Origin of the sequence: Microlunatus capsulatus (genome assembly GCF_017876495.1) — a bacterium.
Lineage (GTDB): Bacteria > Actinomycetota > Actinomycetes > Propionibacteriales > Propionibacteriaceae > Microlunatus > Microlunatus capsulatus.
The window spans coordinates 2,503,741-2,525,350 of record NZ_JAGIOB010000001.1; the positions used below are offsets into that span (position 1 = coordinate 2,503,741).

At 73.9% G+C, this 21,610-nt stretch carries 23 protein-coding genes and 1 tRNA gene; 13 read left to right on the forward strand and 11 right to left on the reverse strand.

What is annotated here, in order from left to right; all coding sequences use genetic code 11:
* Positions 1-5 precede the first annotated feature (5 nt).
* Entirely contained in the window at positions 6-806 is an 801-nt protein-coding gene (locus JOF54_RS11495; protein ID WP_210055829.1) for a deoxyribonuclease IV, read from the reverse strand.
* A 134-nt stretch (positions 807-940) separates the two neighbouring features.
* Entirely contained in the window at positions 941-1,213 is a 273-nt protein-coding gene (locus JOF54_RS11500; protein ID WP_210055831.1) for a hypothetical protein, read from the reverse strand.
* Positions 1,214-1,322: 109 nt separating this feature from the next.
* Here JOF54_RS11500 and JOF54_RS11505 point away from each other — a divergent pair, with 109 nt between their 5' ends.
* From JOF54_RS11505 to JOF54_RS11540, 8 genes are all read left to right on the forward strand, one after another.
* Complete coding sequence (locus JOF54_RS11505) at positions 1,323-2,279, forward strand: type 1 glutamine amidotransferase family protein (RefSeq protein ID WP_210055833.1); 957 nt, start codon at positions 1,323-1,325, stop codon at positions 2,277-2,279.
* Entirely contained in the window at positions 2,276-3,508 is a 1,233-nt protein-coding gene (locus JOF54_RS11510; protein WP_307804078.1) for an alpha/beta hydrolase-fold protein, read from the forward strand. The genes JOF54_RS11505 and JOF54_RS11510 overlap by 4 nt, the downstream gene beginning before the upstream one ends.
* A 212-nt stretch (positions 3,509-3,720) precedes the next feature.
* On the forward strand, positions 3,721-4,011 hold the full coding sequence (rpsF, locus tag JOF54_RS11515; RefSeq protein WP_091416301.1) for a 30S ribosomal protein S6: 291 nt from the start codon (positions 3,721-3,723) through the stop codon (positions 4,009-4,011).
* A 176-nt stretch (positions 4,012-4,187) separates the two neighbouring features.
* The gene (locus tag JOF54_RS11520) at positions 4,188-4,790 is read left to right on the forward strand and encodes a single-stranded DNA-binding protein (RefSeq protein ID WP_210055835.1); all 603 of its coding nucleotides are present in this window, start codon (positions 4,188-4,190) and stop codon (positions 4,788-4,790) included.
* A gap of 104 nt (positions 4,791-4,894) precedes the next feature.
* Positions 4,895-5,131, forward strand: a complete 237-nt coding sequence (gene rpsR, locus JOF54_RS11525; protein ID WP_210055837.1) for a 30S ribosomal protein S18 — start codon at positions 4,895-4,897, stop codon at positions 5,129-5,131.
* Between the two features lie 14 nt (positions 5,132-5,145).
* Positions 5,146-5,595 carry a 50S ribosomal protein L9 gene (gene rplI / locus JOF54_RS11530; RefSeq protein WP_210055839.1) on the forward strand — a complete coding sequence of 150 codons (450 nt, stop codon included), beginning with the start codon at positions 5,146-5,148 and terminating at the stop codon, positions 5,593-5,595.
* 80 nt (positions 5,596-5,675) lie between these two features.
* Positions 5,676-6,206 carry an SRPBCC domain-containing protein gene (locus tag JOF54_RS11535; RefSeq protein ID WP_210055849.1) on the forward strand — a complete coding sequence of 177 codons (531 nt, stop codon included), beginning with the start codon at positions 5,676-5,678 and terminating at the stop codon, positions 6,204-6,206.
* On the forward strand, positions 6,203-6,760 hold the full coding sequence (locus JOF54_RS11540) for a hypothetical protein (RefSeq protein WP_210055850.1): 558 nt from the start codon (positions 6,203-6,205) through the stop codon (positions 6,758-6,760). The genes JOF54_RS11535 and JOF54_RS11540 overlap by 4 nt, the downstream gene beginning before the upstream one ends.
* A 16-nt stretch (positions 6,761-6,776) precedes the next feature.
* Here JOF54_RS11540 and JOF54_RS11545 read toward each other — a convergent pair whose 3' ends face one another.
* A complete protein-coding gene (locus JOF54_RS11545) occupies positions 6,777-8,102 on the reverse strand; it encodes an MATE family efflux transporter (RefSeq protein ID WP_210055852.1) in 1,326 nt (441 codons plus the stop codon).
* An 84-nt stretch (positions 8,103-8,186) separates the two neighbouring features.
* Entirely contained in the window at positions 8,187-8,456 is a 270-nt protein-coding gene (locus JOF54_RS11550) for a cell division protein CrgA (protein WP_210055854.1), read from the reverse strand.
* Positions 8,457-8,548: 92 nt separating this feature from the next.
* On the opposite strand from JOF54_RS11550, the gene JOF54_RS11555 reads away from it, so the two are divergent.
* Together JOF54_RS11555 and JOF54_RS11560 are read left to right on the forward strand one after the other, a co-directional pair.
* Complete coding sequence (locus JOF54_RS11555) at positions 8,549-9,391, forward strand: DUF881 domain-containing protein (protein WP_307804080.1); 843 nt, start codon at positions 8,549-8,551, stop codon at positions 9,389-9,391.
* Positions 9,392-9,439: 48 nt separating this feature from the next.
* The gene (locus JOF54_RS11560; protein WP_210055856.1) at positions 9,440-10,081 is read left to right on the forward strand and encodes an aminodeoxychorismate/anthranilate synthase component II; all 642 of its coding nucleotides are present in this window, start codon (positions 9,440-9,442) and stop codon (positions 10,079-10,081) included.
* 92 nt (positions 10,082-10,173) lie between these two features.
* On the opposite strand, the gene JOF54_RS11565 is transcribed toward JOF54_RS11560, so the two are convergent.
* The 7 genes from JOF54_RS11565 to JOF54_RS11595 all read right to left on the reverse strand — a co-directional run bounded on the left by JOF54_RS11565 (position 10,174) and on the right by JOF54_RS11595 (position 18,298).
* On the reverse strand, positions 10,174-10,806 hold the full coding sequence (locus JOF54_RS11565) for an alpha-ketoglutarate-dependent dioxygenase AlkB (RefSeq protein ID WP_210055858.1): 633 nt from the start codon (positions 10,804-10,806) through the stop codon (positions 10,174-10,176).
* Between the two features lie 35 nt (positions 10,807-10,841).
* Complete coding sequence (pknB, locus tag JOF54_RS11570) at positions 10,842-12,662, reverse strand: Stk1 family PASTA domain-containing Ser/Thr kinase (protein ID WP_210055860.1); 1,821 nt, start codon at positions 12,660-12,662, stop codon at positions 10,842-10,844.
* 142 nt (positions 12,663-12,804) lie between these two features.
* Complete coding sequence (locus JOF54_RS11575; protein WP_210055862.1) at positions 12,805-14,241, reverse strand: peptidoglycan D,D-transpeptidase FtsI family protein; 1,437 nt, start codon at positions 14,239-14,241, stop codon at positions 12,805-12,807.
* On the reverse strand, positions 14,238-15,635 hold the full coding sequence (locus tag JOF54_RS11580) for an FtsW/RodA/SpoVE family cell cycle protein (protein ID WP_210055864.1): 1,398 nt from the start codon (positions 15,633-15,635) through the stop codon (positions 14,238-14,240). The genes JOF54_RS11575 and JOF54_RS11580 overlap by 4 nt, the downstream gene beginning before the upstream one ends.
* A 1-nt stretch (position 15,636) precedes the next feature.
* On the reverse strand, positions 15,637-17,040 hold the full coding sequence (locus tag JOF54_RS11585; protein ID WP_210055866.1) for a PP2C family protein-serine/threonine phosphatase: 1,404 nt from the start codon (positions 17,038-17,040) through the stop codon (positions 15,637-15,639).
* A gap of 4 nt (positions 17,041-17,044) precedes the next feature.
* Positions 17,045-17,524, reverse strand: a complete 480-nt coding sequence (locus tag JOF54_RS11590) for an FHA domain-containing protein FhaB/FipA (RefSeq protein WP_210055869.1) — start codon at positions 17,522-17,524, stop codon at positions 17,045-17,047.
* Positions 17,525-17,527: 3 nt separating this feature from the next.
* Positions 17,528-18,298: an FHA domain-containing protein gene (locus tag JOF54_RS11595; protein WP_210055871.1), complete on the reverse strand. Its 771-nt coding sequence runs from the start codon at positions 18,296-18,298 to the stop codon at positions 17,528-17,530.
* 180 nt (positions 18,299-18,478) lie between these two features.
* On the opposite strand from JOF54_RS11595, the gene JOF54_RS11600 reads away from it, so the two are divergent.
* From JOF54_RS11600 to JOF54_RS11605, 3 genes are all read left to right on the forward strand, one after another.
* A tRNA-Leu gene (locus JOF54_RS11600) sits at positions 18,479-18,561 on the forward strand.
* Between the two features lie 218 nt (positions 18,562-18,779).
* Positions 18,780-19,727: a DUF6011 domain-containing protein gene (locus JOF54_RS22140; RefSeq protein WP_372443488.1), complete on the forward strand. Its 948-nt coding sequence runs from the start codon at positions 18,780-18,782 to the stop codon at positions 19,725-19,727.
* Between the two features lie 164 nt (positions 19,728-19,891).
* Positions 19,892-21,586: a DUF885 domain-containing protein gene (locus tag JOF54_RS11605; RefSeq protein WP_210055873.1), complete on the forward strand. Its 1,695-nt coding sequence runs from the start codon at positions 19,892-19,894 to the stop codon at positions 21,584-21,586.
* The last annotated feature ends 24 nt before the right edge of the window (positions 21,587-21,610 follow it).

Genomic DNA, 21,610 nt, shown 5'->3' on the forward strand with positions numbered 1-21,610 from the left:
TTCCCTCAGACGTGCTCGCGGAACCAGGCGATGTCCTGCGCCTGGCCCTCCGGCCCGCCGGGCGTCTCCACCACCACGGGGGCGCCGGCCAGCCGGACGACCTCCGCGAGGGCCTGCGGGTCCAGCTGGCCGGCCCCGACGTTGGCGTGCCGGTCGGCGCCGGAGTCGAAGCCGTCGCGGGAGTCGTTGGCGTGCACCAGGTCGATCCGGCCGGTGATGGCGCGCGCGCGGTCGACCAGGCCCACCAGCTCCTCGCCGCCGGCGTGGGCGTGGCAGGTGTCGAGGCAGAAGCCGACCGCGTCCCCGCCCGGGGCGTCCCCGACGGCGTCCCACAGCCGCGCCACGCGCTCCAGCCGGCGGGCCATCGCGTTGTCCCCGCCCGCGGTGTTCTCGATCAGCAGCGGGACGGGCATCTCGAGCCGCTCGACGCACTTGCGCCAGTTGTCGAAGCCGGTCTCGGGGTCGTCGGCCTTGAGCACGTGCCCGCCGTGCACCACCACGCCCGCGGCCCCGACCTCGGCGGCGGCGTGCAGGTACTGCTGGAGGAACTTGCGGCTGGGGATGCGGATGCGGTTGTTGCTGGTCGCCACGTTGAGGACGTAGGGCGCGTGCACGTAGAGCGCGATCCCGGCCTCCTCGGCCTCGGCCCGCAGGCCCGCGGCGCCGCCGGGGTGGGCGAACTCGGGGCCCTTCCAGCCCTGCGGGTCGCCGAGGAAGAACTGCGCCAGCGTCGCCTCCCGGGCGCGGGCCTCCCCGACGGGGTCCGCCTGCTCGCCGTGCCCACCGATCGCCAGCGTCGTCGTCATGGGCCGACCCTAGCGAGGCCCGCTGACAGCGCCCGGCGGGCGGCGCGCACCCGGCCCCGGACGTGCGACGGGGCACCGACCGCGGTGGTCGGTGCCCCGGGGCACGGGTGCTGGAGCGCGCTGCGGGAGCGGGCTCAGCTGCCCATCATGCTGGCGTAGCCGCCCGAGAGGCGGAACACGAGGCCGATGACGAAGAGCACCAGGCCGACGATCACCCCGGCCAGGGCGACGTTGTTCTTCCAGCCGGCCGCGGCCGACTGCCGGTAGGCGATGAAGCTGACGATGGCCCCGATCAGGCTGCAGAAGATCGCGAGGACCAGGCCGACGATGCCGAGGGTCTTGCCGGGCAGCGGGCCGGCCTGCGGTGCCGGTCCGGACGGGTAGGCGCCGGGCGGGTACTGGGACATGGGGGTTTCTCCTTGTGGTGGCCCGAGGTCGGGTAGGCGGAGGCAGCGTAGCGTCCGCCCAGGTCAGAGCCCCGTCATCGTGACCGAACCGTGTCGGTAGCATCGCCGCGTGGAGCGGCGAGCGGTTCCGGGCGCGGCCGGGGACGCCGTCCGGGTCACTCTGCTGGGCCCCCAGCGCACCGTCGCCGGGGCGCGCGCGGCGGTCGCCGAGCTCATCCCCGACGGCCCGGTCGCCGCCGTCAACGCCGGCTGGCGCGAGCGCGAGTCCGACACCGGCGAGCTCGACGACGTGCTGGGCGGCCGGCTGCAGAACCTGGAGCTGCACCGCCGCTGGCTCGAGGTGCTGGAGGCCGACCCGGTGCTGGCGGCGGCGGAGCAGCGGCTGGCCGAGCGGCTGGACGCGCTGCGGACCGCCTACCGGGTGCGGCTGCGGGCGGCCCTGGAGGCGGTCCGCGCGGTGCACCGCCAGGTCCGCGACCCCGAGGTGGCCGTCGACGCCGGGGCCGACGCCCTCGCGGCGCTGCGGGCGCTCGACACCTGGCACCTGGCGCGGGGCCGGCGGCTGCGGGCCGAGCACCGCGAGGAGGTGGGGCTCGACGCCCGGCCCGCCGTCGCGGAGCACCGGGCCGCGGTGGCCGGGCTGCTCGGCGGCAGCGCGGGTCTCGTGGTCGCCGGCGGGCACGTCGGCGTGCTGCTGCACGTGCTGGAGCTGTTCGCGCTGCGCGCGGTCGTGGCCGGGCCGGTCATCACCTGGTCGGCCGGGGCGATGGCGCTGGCCGAGCGCGTCGTCCTCTTCCACGACCACCCGCCGCGCGGCGAGCGGCCGCCCGAGGTGCACGCCGACGGCCTCGGCCTCTACGCGGGCGTCGTGCCGTTCCCGCACGCCCGCCGGCGGCTGCGCCTCGACGAGCCGGAGCGGATGGCGCTGCTGGCCCGCCGGCTCGCCCCGTCCCGGGCGGTGCTGCTGCCCGACGGCGCCCGGCTGGACCTCGAGCACGGCGTGCTGCCGCGCTCGGCCCGCCGGCTGGACCCCTCCGGCGCGGTGACGGCGGGGGCGGCCGGGTGAGCGACGTCCGTCCCGGCGGCGCCGATCCCGCCGCCCGCCCGCCCGCCGGCACCAAGGCCCGGCCACGGCGGCTGCCGGTCAACCGGCTGCGCGACCGGATCCGCCGCCTCGCGGCCGAGGGCCAGCCGCCCGAGGCCGCCCTGCAGCGCTTCTTCGAGCGGCACGACTTCCCGGTGGTCGAGGGACTGCGCTGCACCTTCGCCGTCCGGGTGGGCGACGCCGACGCCGTCACCCTGCGGCACCGCGTCGTCGGGCTGGCCGACCCCCTGCCGCTGCGCCGGCTGGCCGGGACCGACCTCTGGTACGTCGTCGTCGAGATCCCGCCGGACTCGCGCGTGGAGTACCAGTTCGAGGCCCGCCGCGGCGACTCCTACGAGCGCTTCAACGACCCCGGCAACCCCCGGCAGGCCCGCGGGCCCTTCGGCAGCTCGTCGGTGCTGCACGGCGCGGGCTACGTCACGCCCTCGTGGGCGGTGCACGACCCCGACGCCCGGCCGGGCGAGCTGGTCGAGACGTGGATCCGCAGCACCGCGCAGCGGCGGGACAACCGGGTGACCCTCTACCTGCCCGCCCGGTTCCGGCGCTCGGCCCGCTACCCGCTGCTCGTGGTGCACGACGGCGGGGACTACCTCGAGTACGCCGCCATGAAGACGGTGCTCGACAACCTCATCCACCGCCTCGACGTCGCCGAGGCGGTGGTGGCCTTCACCCACCCCGGCGACCGGCTCGTGGAGTACCCGAACTCCAGCGCGCACGCCCGCTGGATCGCCACCGAGCTCGTCGGCCGGCTCGAGGAGGACCTGCCGCTGGCCCCCGGTCCGGGCGCCCGGGCGCTGATGGGCTCCAGCTTCGGCGCCGTCGCCTCGCTGTCCACCGCCGTCCGGCACCCCGGCACGTTCGGCTCCCTGCTGCTCCAGTCGGGGTCCTTCGTGTTCACCGACATCGGCGCCGACCACGGCGAGGACCGGGCCTTCGACCCCGTCGTCCGCTTCGTCAACCGGTACCGGGCCCGGCCGACCCGGGTGGCGGACCGGCTCTTCGTCTCCTGCGGGGTGTACGAGGACCTGATCGTCCAGAACCGCTCGATGCTGCCGGTGCTCAGCGGCACCGGCATGGAGGTCGAGTACGTGGAGTCCCGCGACGGCCACAACTGGGAGTCCTGGCGCGACCGGCTGCAGGACGGCCTCGGCTTCGTGCTGCCCGGCGAGGCGATGTTCGTCTACGAGTGACGCCTGACCCCGGGTGGCGCCGCGCGGGCCCCTCCCGTCGACGGCGTCCGGCGATTGGCCCGCGCTGCCGGCGGCCGGTAGCATGGCTCGCTGTGCCGCAGCCCTCGGGCTGCGGACGGACCGGACCCACCCGTGTGGGACCGGTCGGCATTCGCCCTCCTGCTGCGGGACCCGCCTGCAGCCGCTGAGACCAGAGGAGGTGGAGTTCGCGCATGCGCCCTTACGAGGTCATGGTCATCCTCGACCCTGAGACCGATGAGCGTTCCGTCCAACCCACGCTCGAGCAGTTCCTCACCGTCATCACCAAGGGTGGCGGCACCGTGGAGAACCTGGACATCTGGGGTCGTCGCCGGCTGGCGTACGAGATCCAGAAGAAGTCTGAGGGCATCTACGCCGTCATCACGATGCAGGCCAACCCGGTCGACGTGAAGGAGCTGGACCGCCAGTTCTCGATCAACGAGTCGATCATGCGCACCAAGGTCATCCGCACCGACGCCCACTGAGCGCGCGCGGGCCGTCCACAGGCTCGTCCTCGTCCGCGGCTGCGTCCACAGCCCGTCTCCGGCTCTCGATCCTGTCAGCCGGGGCTGGCAAGGTGGTCGCCGTGGCTGACCGGGACCGCTGAGGGTCCGGCCCACCCGCTCGCTCGTACCGTCGCATCTCAACCCAGGGAGACCCCATGGCAGGCGAAACACCCATCACCCTGGTCGGCAACCTCACCGCCGACCCGGAGCTGCGCTTCACCCCCTCGGGTGCCGCGGTCGCGAACTTCACCGTCGCGTCGACCCCGCGCACCTTCGACCGTCAGTCCAACGAGTGGCGTGACGGCGATGCGATGTTCCTCAACTGCGCCGTCTGGCGCCAGGCTGCCGAGAACGTCGCCGAGTCGCTCCAGAAGGGCATGCGGGTCATCGTCCAGGGTCGCCTGAAGTCACGGAGCTACGAGACCCGCGAGGGCGAGAAGCGCACCGTGTTCGAGGTCGACGTCGACGAGATCGGCCCGGCGCTGCGCTACGCGACCGCGAAGGTCACCCGCACCACCAGCAGTGGTGGTGGCGGCGGTGGCCAGGGCGGTGGCGGCGGCTACGGCGGCGGTGGCGGCGGCAACCGGCCCTCCGGGGGCGGTGGCGGCGGCTACAGCGGCGGTGGCGGCGGCAACGGCGGCGGCGGGGGCGAAGACCCCTGGGCCACCGGTGCCAGCAGCGGCAGCGGCGGCGGCGGCGGCCGCGCACAAGGCTCCGACCCCTGGGCGACGCCCCAGAGCGACGAGCCCCCGTTCTGACCGGTCCAGCCCCCGGCTGAGCGGTCGAGCACCCACCACACCACCACGGCACATTCCGGCCATCGAGCAACAGCTCGCGCCGGGCTCGAGAGGAGAGCACCACAATGGCCAGCACCCCACCCGCCAAGCGCGCACCGAAGAAGAAGTCCAACCCGCTGCGCGCGGGCCAGCACATCGACTACAAGGACACCGCCACGCTGCGGAAGTTCATCTCCGAGCGCGGGAAGATCCGCGCCCGCCGGGTGACCGGGCTCTCCGTCCAGGAGCAGCGCAAGGTCGCCATCGCCATCAAGAACGCCCGTGAGGTTGCGCTGCTGCCGTACGCCTCGACGGCTCGCTGAGGAGGGACGACCAGATGAAGCTCATCCTGACGGCTGCCGTGGACAACCTCGGTGGCGCCGGCGACGTGGTCGAGGTCAAGGACGGCTACGGCCGGAACTACCTCGTCCCGCGTGGCTTCGCCATCCGCTGGACCCGTGGCGGCGAGAAGCAGATCGACGGCATCAAGCGGAGCCGTGCGGCCCGAGAGATCCGCGGCATCGACCACGCCCAGGAGGTGCGGACGCAGCTCGAGGGCATCAGCGTCGAGCTCCCGGTGCGGGCCGGTGACACCGGCAAGCTGTTCGGCGCGGTCACCGCGGCGGACATCGCCGGCGCCATCAAGAAGGCCGGCAACGTGTCGGTGGACAAGCGCTCCGTCGAGATCGGCAAGCCGATCAAGTCGGTGGGCACCCACACCATCGGCATCAAGCTGCACGACGCGGTCACCGCGCACGTCCAGCTCGCGGTCGTCGCCGCGTCCTGACGGACGTCCCACGTCGCACCACGACGCCCCGAGGCCCCGGCCTCGGGGCGTCGTGCTGTCCCCACCCGGGCGGAGCCCTGATGACCCCTGACCTCGAGACCGTGCTGGACGCGGTCGCCGGCACGGTCCTCGTCCGCGCACCCCTCGCGGTCGGCCGCGCGGCGGTCTGGCGCGCCCTCACGACGGAGCAGCTGGGCGGCTGGCTCGGCCGGCCCACCGGGCTGCCGGAGCGGATGGGAGCCCGGTTCGCCCTCGCCCACGACGAGGACACCACGTCCGCGCACCGGGTCACCCGGTGGCGGCCGCAGCGGGTGCTCGGCTGGAGCTGGCACTTCCCCGGCGAGGACGACAGCAGCGTCACCTTCCGGCTCAGCGTCGTCGGTCCCGAGCGCACGGTGCTCGGGGTCGAGCACCGCGGCCTGGCCGACGTCCTCGGCTACGGCGCGGGTTGGCAGCTGCACCTGGACCGGCTGGCCGCCCTGCTCGCCGGCGAGGACCGCGACCCGAGTGCTCTCTGGGCCGAGCACGCCGCTCGGGTGGAGGTCCTGCGCGCCGCCGCGTCGTCCGACGACCCGACGGGCTCCGGCGGCTCACGTAGGGTCGGCCCGTGATCCTGCCGACCGAGGAGGCGCGGCTGCGCCGGCGCCGCGGCTACCAGCGCCGGGGGGTGGTCGCCGGGGTCGCCGCCGTCGCCATGGTGCTCAGCGCGTTCCTGCCGCACGTCGGCATCCAGGCCTTCGACGCCTACGGGCGCGGGCTGATCGGGGCCAGCCGGTTCTTCGTCGCCGCCCAGCCCGACGCCGAGGGGTTCGGCGCCGTCAGCCGGGGCCGGCTCGCGCTGGGGCTGGACGTCACCTACCTCGGGCTCGCCGCCCAGCAGATCGGCCTGCTGGCCGGCCTCGGGTCGTTCTGGTCGCTCGCCGCGGAGACGCTGGGCCGCTGGATCCGCCGGCTCGCGCTGCTCTCGGGCTGGCTGCTCGCCCTCAGCGCCGTCCTCGTCGTGACCGGCTACAACCAGCTCGAGGTGGCCGGGGTGCCGAGCCGGCTCGGCGTCGCCTGGGTCTTCGCCCTGCTGGCCGGCGTCGTCATGGTGGCCGGTGGCCTGGAGGCCCGGAAGCGGCTGGACAGCACCTGGTACTGGACCAAGCCCGACCTCAACGGCTGAGCCCGGTCGTCGACGACTAGGCGACCGAGGCCCCGGTGCGGGCCCAGGCGCCGGTCCGGATCCGCAGCACCAGGGTCGTCATCCGGGCCAGCATGAACACCCCGTACGCCGCCCACAGCCAGACCAGCCCCGCGCCCTGGCCGCGCACCAGCAGCGCCAGCGGGGCGTAGGCCAGCAGGGCGAGCAGGCCGGCCAGGGCCAGGTAGCGGCTGTCGCCCGCCCCGATCAGCACCCCGTCGAGGACGTAGACGACACCGGCCACCGGTGTCACCACGGCGACCACCAGCAGCACCGCCCCCACGAGAGCCTGCACCTGCGGGTCGGGGGAGAAGAGGCCGACGTAGAGCGGCCGGGCCGCCCAGACGGCGGTCCCGAAGACCAGGCCCGCGACCACGCCCCAGCCCACCATCCGCCGGGTCATCGCCCGGCCCAGGGCGACGTCGCCGGCCCCGAGCGCGCGGCCGATGATCGCCTGCCCGGCGATGGCCAGCGCGTCCAGGGCGAAGGCCAGCAGCACCCAGAGGCTGTTGACGACCTGGTGGGCAGCGAGGGCGATGGTCCCGCTCGTCGCCGCGGTGAGCGTGGTCAGCGTGACGGCCCCCTGCAACGTCGCGGTGCGCAGCACGAGCCAGCTGCCGGCCCGCGCGGCGCGCAGCACGCCGCCCGGGGCGAACCGCGGCCGGGCCTGCACGGCGCGCATCCGCCGGACGACGACGACGGCGACCACCACCGCCGCGCCCGTCTGGGCCAGCAGCGTCCCCAGCGCCGAGCCGGCGATGCCCAGCCCCGCGCCGTAGACCAGCGCCAGGTTCAGCACGACGTTGGCCAGGTTGGCCGCGATGACCACCTGCAGCGGCGTCCGGGTGTCCTGCAGCCCGCGCAGCACCCCGGTGCCGGCGAGCAGCAGCAGGATCGAGGGGACGCCGAAGGCCGCGACCCGGAGGTAGGTCGTGGCGGCCTCGGTCACCGCGGGCGAGGCGCCGTAGGCGGCGACGACGGCGGGGGCGGCGAGCAGCAGCGCGAGCCCGAGCAGCGCGCCCAGCCCGACCGCCAGGACCAGCCCGTCGAAGCCGCCGGCGAGGGCGGCGGCGCGGTCGCCGGCGCCCAGCCGGCGCGCCACGGTGCCCGTGGTGCCGTAGGCCAGGAAGATGCACAGCCCGGTGAGGACGCCGAGCACGTTGGCCGCGATCCCCAGGCCGGCCAGCGGGTCGGTGCCCAGGTGGCCGATGATCGCGGAGTCGGCCAGCAGCAGCAGCGGCTCCGACACCAGCGTAGCCAGCGTCGGCAGGGCCAGCCCGAAGATCTCCCGGTCCAGGCCCCGGGCGGCGCCCGAGCGCCTCACCGGAGCCGGTCCCGGAAGTTGTCCACAGGGGTTATCCCCATTGTGGACGTAATCACACAGGTGTAGTTCGGCAGCGGGGGACGGTCAGCGCCAGAGCGTGGCGATGCCGAAGGCGGCGGCCATGCCGCCCATGCCGATGAGGATGTTCCAGTTGCCGAGGTCGCTCATGTAGGGGATGTTCGGCCCCGCCACGTAGTAGACGATCAGCCAGATGACGCCCAGCAGGCCGACGGTGATGAAGGTCGGCGGCACCCACCGACGGCTCGACGGGGCCTTGACCTTGGCCGGCTTGGCCACCTGGGCGGCCCGACGCTTCTTCTCGTCGGTGGACTTGCGGGTTCTCGACTCTGGCACGCTCAACTCCTCGGTGTCGCTCGGTAGCGTAGTCGGCGAACCGGGCCGGAGCCATTTCCTCCGGTCGGTCCGAGGCGTCGGGAGGAGGCCAGGTGCAGGAGCCGCAGCGCACGGGCGCCGTCGACCGGGTGCTCCACGCCCTCCGCCGCGCACGGGGCGCGCAGCGCCGTCGCGACGCCAGCCGACGGCCCGCCGGACGGGTGCTGACGGCGGCCGTCTGCCTGCTCGCCGGGCTGATGGTGGTGCTCAGCGCGGTGAACGCCCGGGGCACCGACCTGCGGCCGGGCCGCAACACCGACCTGGTGAGCCTGGTCCAGTCCCAGTCCCGGCGCAACGCCGACCTGGCCCGCCAGGTGAGCGAGGTCCGCGACCAGGTGGACGCGCTGGCCGGCGTCGAGGGCACCGACCCCGCCCTGCAGGCCCGGCTGGAGCAGGCGTCCGCCGCCGCGGCCTTCACGGCCATGACCGGCCCCGCGGTCTCGGTGACCATCGACGACGCCCCCGACACCGTCGCGGCCGAGGGGGTGGACGCCGACCTGCTCGTCGTCCACCAGCAGGACATCCAGGCGGTGGTCAATGCGCTGTGGAGCGGCGGCGCCGAGGCCATGACCATCCAGGGCCAGCGGGTCATCTCCACCACCGGCGTCAAGTGCGTCGGGAACACCGTGGTGCTGCACGGCATCCCCTACGCCCCGCCCTACGTGGTCAGCGCGCTCGGCGACCCCGCGCGGCTGCAGGCCGCCCTGGCCGGCTCGCCCGCCCTGCAGATCTACCAGCAGTACGTGGCCGCCTATGGCCTGGTCTACAGCGAGCGGACGGTCGAGCGGGCGGACTTCCCGGCGCACGAGGGCTCCCTCGACCTGCAGCACGCCGTCCCGCTGGGCGGCAGCAGCGCCTCGCCCAGCGCGGGCGGGGGGACCAGCACCCCGCGCTGAGGCTGGTCACCCCGGCGGGACCTGCCGCGGGCGCGCGACAATGGGGGCGTGAGCGCCGCGAAGATCCTCGTGATCGACAACTACGACTCCTTCGTCTACAACCTCGTCCAGTACCTGGCCCAGATCGGCGCCGAGGTCGAGGTCTGGCGCAACGACGACGAGCGGTTCGCCGACCCGGGGTTCGCCGCCGGCTTCGACGGCATCCTGCTCTCGCCCGGACCGGGCACGCCCGAGGGCGCCGGCGTCTGCGTCGACGTGGTCCGCCAGCAGGCCGGGGTGGTGCCGATCTTCGGCGTCTGCCTGGGCCTGCAGTCGATCGGCGTCGCCTACGGCGGCGTCGTCGACCGGGCGCCCGAGCTGCTGCACGGCAAGACCTCGCTCATCGAGCACCAGGGCGTCGGGGTGCTGGCCGGGCTGCCCCAGCCCTTCACCGCCACCCGCTACCACTCGCTGGCCATCGAGCCCGCCTCGGTGCCGTCGGTGCTGGAGGTGACGGCGCTGACCGCCAGCGGGGTCGTGATGGCCGTCCGGCACCGCGAGCTGCCTGTCGAGGCCGTCCAGTTCCACCCCGAGTCGGTGCTGACCGAGGGTGGCTACCAGATGCTGGCCAACTGGCTGGCCGTCTGCGGCGACGCCGGCGCCCCCGCCCGTGCCGCCGGCCTCGCGCCCCTGATGTCCGCGGGCTCCTGACCAGGTCCCGTCGACGGGCTCAGGGCCCTTCGACGGGCTCAGGGAACGGGGTCGGGTCGAGCCCTTCGACGGGCTCAGCGCACGGGTAGTCCTCAGCGGACCCCGTGCGGGCGGAACTGCACGCTGACCCGGGGTCCGACGGCCCGGCTGGTCTTGGGGACGGCGTGCTCCCAGGTGCGCTGGCAGGAGCCGCCCATGACGACGAGGTCGCCGTGCCCCAGCTGCTGGCGGATCGTGGCGCCGCCGCCCCGCGGCCGCAGCAGCAGGTGCCGCGGTGAGCCGAGGGAGACGATGGCCACCATCGTGTCCTCCATCCGGCCGCGGCCGATGGTGTCGCCGTGCCAGGCGACCGAGTCCCGGCCGTCGCGGTAGAGGCAGAGGCCGGCCGTGGTGAAGGGCTCGCCCAGCTCGGGCCCGTAGTGCGCGTTCAGCGACTCCCGCGCCGTCGTCAGGGCCGGGTGGGGGAGCAGGTCGTGCTCGCCGTAGAAGCAGAGCAGCCGCGGCACGTCCACCACCCGCTCGTACATCTGGCGCCGCTCGGCCACCCAGGGGACCGCGTCCAGCAGGGTGTCGAACAGCCCGTCGACGCCGCTGAGCCAGCCCGGCAGCACGTCCACCCAGGCCCCGCGCCCCAGCACCTGCCGGGTGACGAGCCCGCCCAGCGGTCCCAGCCCGTCGTCGGGCTCGGGCAGGTCGAAGAGCGACGTCTGGACCACGCTGGTCATGGCGCCAGCCTAGCACAAATCGTACAGGCGTTCTATTAGCCCGGCGTGCTGCCGGGGGTCGGGCTCGTCACGCCGGGGGTGCCGGACGGCTCGGGAGCCGGGGTGTCGGACGGCTCCGGCTCGGGCGTGGGCGTGGGCGTGGGCGTCGGCTCCGGCGCGGGCGGCGGGGCGACCGCCACGGTGATGGTGATCTCCTTGCTCCGCTTCTCGCGCTTGCCGGCCTCGGGGTTCTGCTCGAACACCACCCCGGCCGTCTCCTCGTCGGTCTCCTTCTCGACCCGCTTGACGTTGGTGAACCCCGCGGTGCGGGCGTCGGAGAGGGCCTGCTCGGGCGTCTTGCCCGTGAGCACGGGGACCGCCGACTCGCCGGTGGCGTAGGTGAGGACGATCTCGTCGTCCAGCGCCGCCGTCTCGCCCTCGCCCGGGTCGACGTCGAGGACCTCGTCCTCCTCGGCGTCGGCCTCCTCGCTGGTGGCCGCCTCGGTGCTGACGTTGGTGAAGCCGGCGTCCTCGAGGGCCTGCTCGGCGTCGTCGACCTTGGCGCCCAGCAGGTCGGCCGGGATCTTGGCCGTCTTCGGGCCCACGTTGAGCGTGAGCCCCACGGTGCTCCCCGTCGGCACCGAGGTGCCCCCGACCGGGTTCTGCGCCGTGATGGTGCCCTTGGTGGCGTCGTCGGCGCCGTTGGTCCGGCGGACCTCGGGCTCCAGTCCCAGCTCGGTGAGGCGGGCCTCCGCCAGCGCCTGCGGGTAGGTGATGACCGCGGGCACCTCGACCATGGCGACCGGGACGGGTGCCTGGGGGCCGAAGGCCCGGTACAGCCCGAAGGCGCCGAGGCCCAGCAGCAGGAGGACCACGGCGACGACGGCGGCGATGACCCCGGCCCGGCGCTTCGGCTCCTCCTCCACCTCGTCCTCGGGCTCGGGCGGGGGCGCCACCGGCACCGGGACCACCCGGGTGGGCGTCGCGTCGACCGGCGCGGCCACCCGCGGGACGACGGCGGTCGCCTGCTGGCCCGCCAGCACCCGGCTGATGTCGGCCTTCATCTCCCGCGCGGACTGGTACCGGTCGGCCGGGTCCTTGGCCAGCGCCTTGAGGGTGATGGCGTCGATGTCCGGGGTGATCACCGGGTCCAGCTGGCTCGGCGGCACCGGGGCCTCGCGCACGTGCTGGTAGGCCACGCTGACGGGGGAGTCGCCGACGAACGGCGGCCGGCCCACCAGCAGTTCGTAGAGCAGGCAGCCGGCGGAGTAGATGTCGCTGCGGGCGTCCACGGTCTCACCCCGCGCCTGCTCGGGCGAGAGGTACTGGGCGGTGCCGATGACGGCCGCCGTCTGGGTCATCGTCGCCGAGGTGTCCGCGACGGCCCGGGCGATGCCGAAGTCCATGACCTTGACCCCGCCGGTGGGGGTCAGCATGACGTTGGCCGGCTTGATGTCGCGGTGGATGATGCCGGCCTTGTGGCTGTAGCTGAGGGCGTCGAGGACGCCCTGGGTCAGCTCGAGCGCCCGCTCGGGCAGGATCTTGCGGCCGTCGCGGAGGACGTCGCGCAGCGTCGAGCCCTCGACCAGCTCCATGACGATGTAGGGGATCGAGATGCCCGTGTGCGGGTCGGGCTCCTCGCCGGTGTCGTAGACGGCGACGATCGTCGGGTGGTTGAGCCCCGCCGCCGACTGGGCCTCCCGCCGGAAGCGGGCCTGGAACGTCGGGTCGGTGGCCAGGTCGGTGCGCAGCTGCTTGACCGCCACCGGCCGCCCGAGCCGCCGGTCGAGGGCGCGACGGACCTCCGCCATGCCGCCGCGGCCGAGCACGTCGCCCAGCTCGTAGCGGCCTCCGACGGTGATCGGCTCGCCAGTCATCTCGTGGTTCCTCTCCGTGTGGCCGCTCGGACGTGCGCGCCCGCCCTCCGTGCCCCGCGCCATTGTGGGCCACCGACGTGACGCGCCGGTGCTCCCCCGTCGCGGCGGCGGTCCCCGCGGTCCCCCGCTGCCCGCCCCGCCCTCACAGCCCGGCCTCCATCACGGCGCGGGCGATCGGGGCCGCGACCCGGCCGCCGGCGATGTCCTGCCGGGGGATGTCGGCGTCCTCCACCACGACGGCGACGGCGACCTGCGGGTCGTCCGCCGGGGCGAACGAGGTGAACCACGCGAAGGGCTTGCGGGAGGGGTCGGACTGCGCCGTGCCCGTCTTCCCGCCCACCTCGACGCCGGCGATGGCGCCGTTGCGCCCGGTGCCCGAGGCCACCGTCTCGACCATCATCTGCTGCAGCGCCGCCGCGTTCTCCGGCGTCATGGCCTCCGACAGCGCGGTGGGCTCGTGCGTGGAGAGCGGCTTGAGGTCCGGCGCCTGGACCATGCTCACCAGGTAGGGGTCCATCACCACCCCGTCGTTCGCGATGCCGGCGGTGACCATGGCCATCTGCAGCGGGCTGGCGGCGACGTCGAACTGGCCGATGGCGCTGAGGGCCAGCTGGGCGTCGTCGAGGTCGTCGGGGAACTGGCTGGCGACCCCGTTGAGGTCGGCCAGGTGCCGCTGGTCGAAGCCGAAGGCCTGCGCCTGCTCGCGCAGCTTGTCCTGGCCCAGCTCGAGTCCCAGGTTCGCGAACGCGGTGTTGCAGGACACCTCGAGCGCCTGGGTCAGGGTGACCCGGGTGCCGCCGCAGTTCGTGGAGTTGGGCAGCACGGTCTTCGTCCCGGGCAGCGTCAGCTCGTCGGGGCTGTCCACCTCCGAGTCCGGCCGCTTGCCGTCGGCCAGGGCCGCGGCCGCCGTCACCAGCTTGAAGGTGGACCCGGGCGGGTAGATCTCGCGGGCCGCGCGGTTGGCCAGCGGCCGGTCCTCCGCGCCGGCGAGCCGGTCGTAGGCCGCGCCCGCCTCCTCGATCCGGTGGCTGGCCACGTCGTTCGGGTCGTAGGTGGGGCTGGTGACCAGGGCCAGCACGGCGCCGGTCCTCGGGTCGAGCGCCACGACGGCGCCCTTCTGGTCACCCAGCGCCCGGGCGGCGGCCTCCTGCATGGCGGGCACGATCGTCGTCTGCACGCTGGCCCCCTGCGGCGCCCGGTTGGTGGCCAGGTCGATGAGCCGACGGACGAACAGCGCGTCGGCCGTGCCGGCCAGCTGGCCGTTGTGCGTGCTCTCGACCCCGGTGCTGCCGTGGTCGTAGGAGTAGAAGCCGGTGACCGGCGCGTACAGCGAGCCCGCCGGGTAGCTGCGCTGGTAGCGGAACCGGTCGTCGGACGGGCTGGTGGTGGCGATCTCGGTCTTGCCGGCGGCCAGGATGGCGCCCCGGTCCTGGGCGAACTCGGCGTCGCGGACGCGCCGGTTCTGCGGCTCGGCGGCCAGCGACTCGGTGCGGAACAGCGTCATGTAGGTCCCGTTGGCCAGCAGCAGGGCGAACATCAGCATGGCCACGAAGGCGACGCGGCGGATCGGGCGGTTCACGCGCGGGCCCCCGCCCCGGCCGCGGGCACCCGCACCAGCTGGGTGGTCTGCGCGTCCGGGTCCAGCGGGGCGACGGTGACGACGGGCTTGCGCGCCTGGTGGGAGACGACGAGCAGCAGGGCGACGACGATCCAGTTGCAGACCAGCGAGGAGCCGCCCTGGGACATGAACGGCGTCGTCAGACCGGTCAGCGGCAGCAGCCGGGTCACCCCGCCGATGATGGTGAAGACCTGCAGCGCGAAGGCGAAGGCCAGGCCGGCGGCCAGCAGCTTGCCGAACGGCTCGCGGCACTGCAGGGCGGTGCGCAGGCCGCGGGCCACGACCAGGCCGTAGACGAGGATGACCGCCATCAGGCCGGTCATCCCCAGCTCCTCGCCGAGCGCGGCGGCGATGAAGTCGCTCCGGGCCAGCGGCGTGAGGCCGGGCCGGCCCTCGCCCAGACCGGTGCCCAGCAGCCCGCCCCAGGCCATCCCGAACTGCGCGTTGATCACCTGGTAGTAGGCGTCGTAGTCCGAGAACGGGTCCAGCCAGGCGCCCACCCGGACGCGGACGTGGCCGAAGAGCTGGTAGCCCAGGTACGCGCCGACGGCGAACAGCAGGGTGCCGAGCACGGGCCAGCCGGCCCGCTCGGTCGCGACGTAGAGCATCATCACGAACAACCCGAAGAACAGCAGCGAGGTTCCCAGGTCGCGCTGGCGGACCAGGACCGCGAGGCTCACGAGCCACATCAGCAGGATCGGCCCGAGGTCGCGGGCGCGGGGCAGGTCGAGGCCGAGGACCCGCCAGCCGGCCAGGGCCAGCACGTCGCGCTTCTCGACGAGGTAGGACGCGAAGGCGACCGCCAGCAGCACCTTGGCCGCCTCGGCCGGCTGGAAGCTGTAGCCGCCGACCTCGATCCAGATGCGCGCGCCGAACTTCTCCACGCCCAGGCCGGGCAGCAGCGGCAGCAGCAGCAGGACGACGCCGGCCAGCCCGATCGTGTAGGTGTAGCCCTGCAGCGGCCGGTGGTCGCGCAGCACGAGGACCACCGCGACGAACAGCGCGACGCCGATCACCGTCCAGATCAGCTGCTGCCGGGCCCCGGCCAGCGGCGGGTCGTTGATGAGGTCGATCCGGTGGATCATCGCCAGGCCCAGCCCGTTGAGCAGCACCACGCAGGGCACCAGCACCGGGTCGGCGTAGGGCAGCCGCCAGCGGACGGCGAGGTGGGCGGCCAGCACCAGGGCGGCGCCGACGCCGGCCACCACGCCGAAGCGGGGGCTGACGGCGCCGAGCACGTTGAGGTCGACGACGGCGTAGGCGGCCAGCCCGATGCCGAGCGCGAAGGCCAGCAGCGCCAGCTCGGTGGTGCGGCGCTTGCGCGGGACGACCGTGACCTGGGCGGGGGCGCTCACCTCAGCAGCCCGCTCCGGTCGTCCCGGAGGCCGACGCCGACGCCGACGGGGTGGCGGGTCCCTCGGGCCGGACCGGGGTGGGCGTGCTCCGCGGGTCGGCCTTGCCGGTGGGCGAGGCCGACGGGGTGGGGGTGGGCCGGGTCAGCTCGCAGCGCCGGGCGGCCTCGGCCAGCTCGGCGACCGTCTGCCGCGCCGACGTCAGGCTGGACACCTCGATGCCGGCCTGCACCTGCTGGGCGTAGAAGGCCGGCAGGTCCGCCAGGGCCAGCGGCTGCACCTCGTAGACCCGCGACAGCGGCACGACGACGTCGTCCGGCAGCCCCTGGAAGATCGCCACCTGGTCGCCGGCGGCGCCCACGAAGTACTGGGTGCGGGTCCACGAGAAGGCGGCGGCCAGCCCCGCCCCGGCCACCAGCAGCAGCACGAGCGCGCCGACCAGGGGGCGGACCAGCCGGCGGCGGGCCGGGGGCTGCGGGTTGTAGCGGGCCTCGTCCTCCAGCGGCGCGGCCGCACCCAGGGCCGTGGCGCCGCCGGCGGTGGCGCCGTGGGCGGTCGGGCCCGACGGCGCGGCCGGGTCCGCCGGGGTCCCCGCCGGTCCTGCGCTCCCGGGTCCGGGCAGCCCGATCGGCGCCGTCGGCAGGTCGCGGTCGGCGGCGGCGCCCAGCACGACGGGCTCGGTGCTGCCGTCGGACTCGACGACGTCGGCCAGGATCGCGGTGATGTTGTCGATGCCGCCCTCGGCGAGCGCCTCGTCGACCAGCTGGCGCAGGGCCTCCGCGGCGTCGGGCACGGCGAGCCCGGCGGCGATCTCGGGGTCGGGGACCAGGCCGCAGAGGCCGTCGCTGCAGAACAGCAGCCGGTCGCCGGCGACCAGCGTCGTCCGGGTGAGGTCGGGCTCGTTGGCGGGCTGGCCGTTGAGCACCTTGAGCAGCAGGGAGCGGTGCGGGTGGACGGCGGCCTCGGCCTCGTCGATCTTGCCGTCGTCGACCAGCGACTGCACCCAGCTGTGGTCGTGGGTCAGGCGCTCCAGGGTGCCGTCGCGGTAGAGGTAGGCGCGGGAGTCGCCGATGTGGGCCAGGCCCAGGTCCCGGCCGTCGAACAGGGCGCCGGTGACCGTGGTGCCCATCCCGTCGAGGGAGACGTCGGCCTCGACGAGGTCGGCGATCCGGTCGTTGGCCCGGTGCAGCGCCCGGGCGAGCACGTCGAGCATCTCCGCCGACGGCGTGGGGGCGTCGGACTGCCGGATGGCCTCGACGGCGACGGCCGACGCCAGGTCCCCGGCCGCCGCCCCGCCCATGCCGTCGGCGACGAGGAGCAGGTTCGGGCTCGCGTAGCCGGAGTCCTGGTTGTTCTTGCGCACCAGGCCGATCTCGGAGTGCGTGACGTAGCGCAGCGTCAGGGCCATCGCGTCAGGGCTCCAGCTTGAGGATCGTCTTGCCGATCCGCAGGGTGTCCGACATCGAGATGGCGGTGGGGGCGGTGATCCGGGCGCCGTTGACGTAGGTGCCGTTGGTCGAGCCGAGGTCCTCGATGTAGAGCCCGCTCTCCCCGGCCACCACCCGCGCGTGCCGGGTGGAGACGTAGTCGTCGTCCAGGACCAGCTGGCAGTCGGCGCCGCGGCCGATCATCACCAGACCGGGGTCGAGCTCGGCGGCCTCGCCGGTCTGCTGGCCCTGCACGATGCTCAGCACCCGGGGCTCACCGCGGGGCCGCCGGGTGCGGCGGGCCGGCGGGGACGGGGACTCCAGCTCGCGGGCCTCGGGCTGGTCGGGTGCCGGCACCGCCTTGCCGAAGAGATCGGTGCGGATGACCGAGACGGCCGAGAAGATGAACAGCCAGAGCAGCGCCAGGAACAGCACCTTGAGGACGGTCAGCGCGATCTCGGACACGGGTCACCGGCCGGCGGGCGCGTGCACGAGCATCCGGGTCGAGCCGATCTCGATCCGTGAGCCCTCCTGCAGCGCGGCCTCGCGCACCTTGTGGCCGTTGACGGTGATCCCGTTGGTCGAGCCGAGGTCGACGATGTGCAGCCGCTGGGACGCGCCCGTGCCCTCGACCTGGATCTCGGCGTGCCGCCGCGAGATGCCCGGGTCGTTGATCCGCAGGTCGGCCTCGGTGCCGCGGCCGATGACCAGGCCGGGCGGGGTCAGCGCGTGCCGGGTGCCGTTGACCTCGAGCACCAGCTGGGTCCGCGGGTCGGGTCCGGCCGGGCGCGCCGGCTCGGGACGGCGGGGGGCCTCGGGTCGACGGGCCGCCGGGGCGGGGCGGTCGGGCGTCCCGCGCTCCTCGACGCCGGCGACGGCCTCCGACGCCACGGTGAAGCGCCCCGTGGGCAGGGTCGGGGCCAGCACGAGGTGGATCCGGATGGGCCCGTTGAACTGGTAGCCCATCTCGGCCGCGTGGTGCCGCAGCTCGGCGGCCAGCTCGGTGGTGAGCGTGCCGGCGTAGGGCGCGAGCTTGTCGTGGTCGTGCGGCGACAGCCCGACGGTGAAGTCGTTGGGCACCAGGCGCGTGTCGCGGGACAGGAGCTTGGCCTCCGCGTCCAGCTCGCGCTGCAGCCGCGCGGCGATCTCGACGGGCTGCACGTCGCCCTTGAAGGCGCGCGCGAACACGCCGTTGACGGCGCCCTCGACCTTCTTCTCGAAGCGTCCGAAGATCCCCATGTCCCTCCTCCCACCGGCTCGGTCCGACCCCGATCGTAACGGTGCGCGCGCGCCGGGCCCGACCTCGCGCGCCCGACCCGCCGCGGCGGGACGGCGGCCGCCCCGGAGCGTGGCGAGCGGCCCGCGCGGATCGTGCTAGCCTTCTTCGGCTGGTTCGGACTGGTTCGAGGTCCGGATCGAGCGCGAGTGGCGGAATGGCAGACGCGCTGGCTTCAGGTGCCAGTGTCCGAAAGGACGTGGGGGTTCAAGTCCCCCCTCGCGCACGGCGACGAGCAGCCCGGCACCTCTTCCGAGGTGCCGGGCTGTTGCGCGTCCGGGTCGGGGCGGCGCTGCCAGTGGTTTCATCCGGTCGACAATCCGAATTGATGGATGCGAGTGATTTGTCGTCGATGTCGGCGAATCATGCCCTAGATGACTTCCGAAGTGACAGCATCGCTCTTCGAGGTTGGGAACGGCTGCTAGCAGTCCTCGAGAAGGGTTGATGACTTTGCCGGACGGACGGCGCTCAGCGAGGCCGAACAACCTCAGCATCTCGGCCGTGCAGGCGGAGGGCCTACGTCTCGTTAAAGAGAGCCCTGGCTCTTGGTCGCTCACAACGCTCTCCCGACACCTCGGGCGTCGGTACCGGGTAAACCCGCGCCTCGTACTCGACGTCCTACGCTCGGTACCGGAATTCAGCCGCCCTTCTCCTCAGCGGCCGAGTGTCCCCGTCCTGCGGACGCGAGCAGCGACTCCGGCCGCAGAAGCGACATGGGCGAAGGTGACAGCAGATCTGAGGGTCTGGCTTGCTGAGGTCAGCACAGATGACGTGACGATCCGTGCGGCCCTCACTCCAACGCGAAGCGTGTGGCTGCGATACGACTTTATCCGCACAGGTCCTAAGGGCGAGATCTGGCTGACCGCAGCACTCCGGTCTGAGCCGCCCACGTTCGCGGGGGACTCGGTGTCGGAGTCTTGGACGCTGTCACCGGGGGATGTCCTGCCTCTCGTCCATACCAGTGATCGCGAGTCACCTGGATCGGTGCTGGTCTGGCGGTACGACGAACCGCGCTCTGCAGCCGACCAATTGCAGGCTCTGCTCGAAGCGGGTGTGGGTCTGCCAGTCAGAGAAGTTCACCTCCAGCGTCAGGAGTGCACTCCAGGCGAACTCGAAACTCGTTTGGGCGAGCAAGCGGCGATCCGGCGGTTGGGTAGCCGTAACTCTTCGCGTGGAGTGGCGGTGACGACGTGCGACCGCTGCCACTTGCCCTTGAGTGATCCCACGAGCGTGCGCCTTGGTATTGGGCCAGAATGCCTCAAGTACTACTCCGTCGATGTCCTTGCGGCTGCTAGATCCCGCTCGACTTCGATCCGTCGCAGAAGTGCGGTGAAGTCAAAGCGTTGGCTCAATGTCGTTCGCCAGTGGGTCGAGGCGCTCGGCCCCAATTGAGCCGCCCCGCTTCGCCAACGGTCTATCGGCATTTGCTGCAAGCATGGGTCGTGTATCAGCGTCGCCGTACCGCTCATCGGCTAGCGACGAGTAGCGTTCGTCGCTGATGGGTGGGGGATGAGTTGGACAGCCCCACGACACCGAGCTGCTGAGCGAGGAACACCATGACCGACCCCCTGCCCACCCCCCGCCAGCTCGCCGACGGCTACGTCGACCGGCTCTGCGTGCTCGACCCCACCCTGGGCACCGTCCTGGGCCGCATCCCGGCCCCCGACGGGCTGCCCGACCTCTCCCCGGCCGGCCTGGACGCCGTGGCAGACCTGCAGCGCACGACGCTGGCCGCGCTCGACCGCGTGGAGGCCGCCGGGGCCGCCGACGAGCAGGTCGAGGAGCGGTGCGCCCGGCTGCTGCGGGAGCGGCTGAGCGCCGAGCTCGCGCTGCACGCGTCCTCGGAGGGCCTGCGCTCGCTGTCCAACCTCTTCTCCCCGGTGCACCAGGTCCGCGAGGCCTTCCAGCTGATGGCCACCGACACCGACGAGGACTGGGGCGTCGTCGCCCGCCGGATGGCCCGGGTGCCCGCGGCCCTGCGCGGCTACCAGGAGACCCTGGCCGCCGGGGCCGCGCAGGGCCTCTTCTCGGCCCCGCTGCAGGTGCGCACGGTCGTCGAGCAGCTGGCCGAGTGGTCGGCCGGGCGCTGGTTCACCAGCGTCGCCGCGGACGGCCCGGACGGGCTGCGCGGGGAGCTGGACCGGGCGGCCGCCGACGCCGACGACGCGGTCGCCGCGCTGCACGACTTCCTCCGCGACACCTACGCCCCGCAGGCGGCCGGCACGCCCGACGCCGTCGGACGGGAGCGCTACGCCCGGTTCGCCCGCTACTGGAACGGCATCGACCTCGGCACCGGGACGGCCCTGGAGGACGCCTACGCCTTCGGCTGGGCCGAGTTCCGCCGGATCCGCGACGAGCAGCGGGTGCTGGCCGAGCAGGTGCTGCCCGGGTCGGGCCCGGCGGAGGCCATGCAGTGGCTCCGCGAGCACGGGGAGGCGGTCGTCGGGGTCGAGGCGGTCCGGGCCCGGCTGCAGCAGATGATGGACGAGGCGATGGACGCCCTCGACGGGACCCACGTCGACCTCGCCCCGCCGATCCGCCGCGTGGAGGCGATGATCGCCCCGCCCGGGAGCGCCGGCGCGCCGTACTACACCGAGCCGTCGCAGGACTTCTCCCGGCCGGGCCGCACCTGGCTGCCGACGCTGGGCCGGGACCGGTTCCCGCTGTGGGACCTGGTCTCCACCTGGTACCACGAGGGCGTGCCGGGCCACCACCTGCAGCTGGCCCAGTGGACCTACGTGGCGGGCAGCCTGTCGACGTACCAGACCACCGTCGGGGCCGTCGGCGCCGACGTCGAGGGCTGGGCGCTCTACGCCGAGCGGCTGATGGACGAGCTGGGCTTCCTCACCGACCCGGGCGCCCGGATGGGCTACCTCGACGGCCAGCAGCTGCGCGCGGTCCGGGTGGTGATCGACATCGGGATGCACGTGGGGCTGCCCGTGCCGGAGGACGCCGACGGCGTGCTGGCGGACCACCGGGGCGAGCCGTGGACGCCCGCGCTGGGCCGCGCCTTCCTCGGCGAGCACTGCGGCGGCGACCCGGCCTTCCTCGACAGCGAGCTGGTCCGCTACCTCGGGATGCCGGGCCAGGCGATCAGCTACAAGCTGGGGGAGCGCGCGTGGCTGGCCGGCCGGGAGAGGGCCCGGGCCGCGCACGGCGACGCCTTCGACCTCAAGGCCTGGCACATGGCCGCCCTCAGCCAGGGCAGCCTCGGCCTCGACGACCTGGTCGAGGCCCTCGCCGTCCTCTGAGGCGCCGCTCGGCGATGGTGTGAG